Below are 3958 nucleotides of genomic sequence, written 5' to 3'. Positions count from 1 at the left end.
CCTGCGCCTACCAGCAAATGCAGATCGAGATCGAAATGGGTAAAGGCATGGCGCACCACTCCGGCGGATCGCCAGGTTCCGGCCACCGGCGGCTGGCCATCACCATCGGCCCGCGCGCTCCAGCCATCGTCGGGCAGCGCCCGCATGCCGCCCAGCATGCCCTTGCCCGGCCGCGTCACCACCAGCACCTGCGCCTGGCCATCGGCATCGACCCGTTCGATCCAGAACGCGTGTCCCTGGCGTTGCGGCTTGGCTTTCTTGGGCGCCTTGACCGGCAGCGCCTCGGCCCGGCCTTCCGCCTCTGCCTGGCAGGCGCCGCGCAGTGGGCACAACAGGCAGCGCGGCGCCTTGACCGTGCAGATCGTGGCGCCCAGGTCCATCATCGCCTGGGCGAAATCACCCGCGCGCGCCGTGGGCGTGATGGTGGCGGTGGCCGCGCGAATGGCCGGGCGTGCAGCGGGCAGCGGCACATCGATGGCAAAAAGCCGTGCCACGACCCGTTCGACATTGGCATCGACCACTACGGCATGCCGGCCAAACGCGATCGCCGCCACTGCCGCTGCGGTATAGGCGCCAAGGCCCGGCAGCGCGCGCAGGCCCTCCTCGGTATCGGGAAAAGCGCCCAGCGCGGAAACCGCGCGCGCGCAGGCCAGCAGATTGCGCGCGCGGGCATAATAGCCCAGCCCCGCCCAGGCCGCCATGACCGCCGCGTCGTCGGCGGCGGCCAGATCATGCACGGTGGGCCAGGTGCGGGTGAATTTCTCGAAATAGGGGCCGACCGCTGCCACGGTGGTCTGCTGCAGCATCACTTCCGACAACCACACGCGGTAGGGATCGGGGGCTGGCGTTCCCGGCCGGCTGCGCCAGGGCAGCACCCGCGCATGGGCATCGTACCAGGCCAGCAGGGCCGCGGCCACGCCATGGCTGGCCGGCACGCTTGCGGTTTCATCACGTTGGGCGGGGAAATCGTCAGGATGGCCACTGGCTTGCATGGCGCCGCTATGGCATGGCAGGCGCCATCATGGAAAGCGATCAGGCCAAACCCCGCCCTGCCCGAAAGGGTGCCGCCAAGCCGGCCGCCAAGCCAGCCAACGCGGCAGCGAGCAAGGCCGCGCCCAAGGGCTTTGAGCGCAAGCGCGGCGGAGAGGCACGGCAGATTGCCGACTTGATGCCGGCGATCGGCCGCACCGCGTTTCGCCGCTTCGGCTTTGTGCAAAGCTCGGTCGTGACCCGCTGGCCCGAAATCGTCGGCACGGCCCATGCCCGCCATTGCATGCCCGAATCGATCCGCTTTGCCCCGGGCGAAAAGGCCGACGGCATCCTGCAACTGGTGGTAACCCCCGCCCATGCCCCGCTGATCCAGCACGTGGTGCCCGAGATCATCGAGCGGGTGAACCGCTTCTTCGGCTATCGCGCCGTGGCCAAGGTCAAGCTGCGTCAAGGCGTGGTTCAGGCGCCACGCCCGACAGGCCCTGCGCCGCTGGCGCCGCCGACGTTGAAACCGGTGCCGATGGACCTGGGCGACAGCCTGCGCGCCGTGGGAGACCCGGAACTGCGGGCCGTGCTGGAATCGCTCGCCCGCTCGCTGGGCGAAGCCAGCGCCAAACCAGAACCAAAGCCAAACCGGGACAACAGGGATATCCGCAAGTGACCATTCCGAACGTGACCACGACACTTCGTTCCACTGCCAGGGCCATGGCCCTTTCGCTTGCCGCCGCGCTTGCCACGCTGGTGGCCAATCCGGCCCAGGCTGCTCCGCCGAAAAAGGCGCCCGCCGCACCCGCTGGCCGCAACTGGAACCAGACCGTGGTGCGCACCGCGCGCGACAGTTTCCTGCTCGGCAACCCCAATGCCCCGGTCAAGCTGGTGGAATACATCAGCTATACCTGTCCGCACTGCGCCCATTTCACCCAGGAAGCCGATGCCCAGTTGCGCCTGGGCTTCATCGCGCCCGGCAAGGGTTCGATCGAGGTGCGCAATTTCGTGCGCGACCCGATCGACCTGACCGTGGCGCTGCTCACCCACTGCGTGCCGCCCGCACAGTTCTGGCAGACGCACCTGATGTTCCTGACGCGCCAGGACGATTGGATCGGCCTGGAAATGACCGCCAGCCCGGCCCAGCGCCAGCGCTGGATCACCGGCCCGCTGGCCAGCCGCACCCGCGCCATCGCCAGCGATTTCAAGTTCTATGACATGATGGCCTCGCGCGGGGTCAGCCGTACCGCGGCCGATCGCTGCCTCGCTGACGAAGGCCTGGCCAACCGCCTGGCCGCCGGCACCAAGGACGCCGCCGAAAAGGACTATGTCGAAGGCACGCCGGCCTTCATGATCAACGGCTTGCCGCTGGCCGGCACGGCCAGCTGGGCCGCGCTCAAGCCGCAGCTTGAAGCGCGTATCAACTGATCGGCACCCCCCTCCCTTTACCGCCCCATGCAACGGGAAAACCTGTGATGAAATTTGCCACCACACGCCTTGCGCTTCTGGCCCTGCCGCTAACCCTGGGTCTTGCTGCCTGCGGCAAGAAGGACGATGCCGGCGGCCCGGCCGCCCAGTCTGCCGCTGCCCTGCCCACCGTGGCCCCGCCCGCCGGCAAGGCCTGGAGCGATGTGGTCAGCAAGAATGCCGATGGCGGCTATGTGATGGGCAATCCCGACGCGCCGATCAAGCTGATCGAGTTCGGCTCGCTCACCTGCCCGCACTGCGCCGAGTTCGAGGAAAAGGGCTTCCCCAAGCTGCGTGACACCTATGTCAACAGCGGCCGCGTCAGCCTGGAATTCCGCAATTTCGTGCGTGATCCGTTCGACACGACGATGGCCATGCTGACGCACTGCGGCTCGCCGGACAGCTTCTTTGCGCTGACCCAGCAGGTCTATGCCAACCAGAAGGACATCTTTGCCAAGCTGCAGCCCGCCGCCAAGGAAATCCAGGCGATGAACCTGCCGCCCGCGCAGATGTTCGGCGTGATGGCCGACAAGGGCGGCCTGATCGATTTCTTCGGCGCCCGCGGCATTGCGCGCGATCAGGCGATGGCCTGCCTCGCCAATTCCAAGACTGCCGAGGCGCTGGCCAGCGATACCCAGACCGCCGGTGACAAGTACACTATCAGCGGCACGCCCACCTTCATCGTCAACGGCAAGAACGTGGACGTGGCCACCTGGGAACAGCTCGAGCCGATCCTGCAGCGCGCCGGCGCGCGCTGATCCCCGTTCCGGGGATGGGGCCAGGGGGGCCGGGGCGATGCATTTCCAGCGGTTGAAGCTTTCGGGCTTCAAGAGCTTTGTCGAACCGGCCGAACTGCGCATCGAACCGGGGCTGACCGGCGTGGTCGGCCCCAACGGCTGCGGGAAGTCCAACCTGCTGGAAGCGCTGCGCTGGGTCATGGGGGAGGCTTCGGCCAAGGCCATGCGCGGCGCGGGCATGGACGACGTGATCTTTGCCGGCAGCACCAGCCGACCGGCCCGCGCCTTTGCCGAAGTGGCCCTGACCGCCCAGACCGACCCTGACGACCAGTGGGGCGGCGAACTGGAAGTGGTGCGGCGGATCGAGCGCGGCGCCGGTTCCGCCTATCGCGTCAACGGCCGCGATGTGCGCGCCAAGGACGTGGGGCTGATCTTTGCCGATGCCGCCACCGGCGCGCATAGCCCGGCACTGGTCAGCCAGGGGCGCATTGCCGCAGTCATCGCCGCCAAGCCGGCCGAGCGGCGGATGATGCTGGAAGAAGCAGCAGGCATTGCCGGCCTGCACGTGCGCCGGCGCGATGCCGAACAGAAGCTGCGCGCGACCGAGGCCAATCTGGCACGGCTGGAAGACCTCATGGCCAGGCTCGATGGCCAGATTGCCGCGCTGCGCCGCCAGGCCCGTGCGGCCGAGCGCTATCGCGCCGTGTCTGACAAGATCCGCGTGGCCGAGGCGCGGCTGGTCTTTGCCCGCTGGCGCGATGCCGCCGCCGCTGCCCAGG

5 protein-coding genes are annotated in these 3958 nt (G+C 68.3%); 4 read left to right on the top strand and 1 reads right to left on the bottom strand.

The window, feature by feature from the left end:
• Positions 1 to 992, bottom strand: a 992-nt coding sequence (locus H926_RS27600) for an A/G-specific adenine glycosylase (RefSeq protein WP_237741041.1), incomplete at its 3' end; no start/stop codon positions are given.
• Positions 993 to 1006: 14 nt separating this feature from the next.
• Here H926_RS27600 and H926_RS27595 point away from each other — a divergent pair.
• The 4 genes from H926_RS27595 to H926_RS27590 all read left to right on the top strand — a co-directional run.
• The gene (locus H926_RS27595) at positions 1007 to 1651 is read left to right on the top strand and encodes a DUF721 domain-containing protein (protein ID WP_022676846.1); all 645 of its coding nucleotides are present in this window, start codon (positions 1007 to 1009) and stop codon (positions 1649 to 1651) included.
• On the top strand, positions 1648 to 2403 hold the full coding sequence (locus H926_RS0113850) for a thioredoxin domain-containing protein (protein ID WP_022676845.1): 756 nt from the start codon (positions 1648 to 1650) through the stop codon (positions 2401 to 2403). The genes H926_RS27595 and H926_RS0113850 overlap by 4 nt, the downstream gene beginning before the upstream one ends.
• Positions 2404 to 2450: 47 nt before the next feature.
• Positions 2451 to 3200: a thioredoxin domain-containing protein gene (locus H926_RS0113845; RefSeq protein ID WP_022676844.1), complete on the top strand. Its 750-nt coding sequence runs from the start codon at positions 2451 to 2453 to the stop codon at positions 3198 to 3200.
• Between the two features lie 37 nt (positions 3201 to 3237).
• Positions 3238 to 3958, top strand: a 721-nt coding sequence (locus tag H926_RS27590) for an AAA family ATPase (RefSeq protein ID WP_148291748.1), incomplete at its 3' end; no start/stop codon positions are given.

It is taken from the genome of Novosphingobium sp. B-7, assembly GCF_000410615.1.
Lineage (GTDB): Bacteria > Pseudomonadota > Alphaproteobacteria > Sphingomonadales > Sphingomonadaceae > Novosphingobium > Novosphingobium capsulatum.
This window is presented reverse-complemented; position numbering and strand designations above follow the sequence as displayed.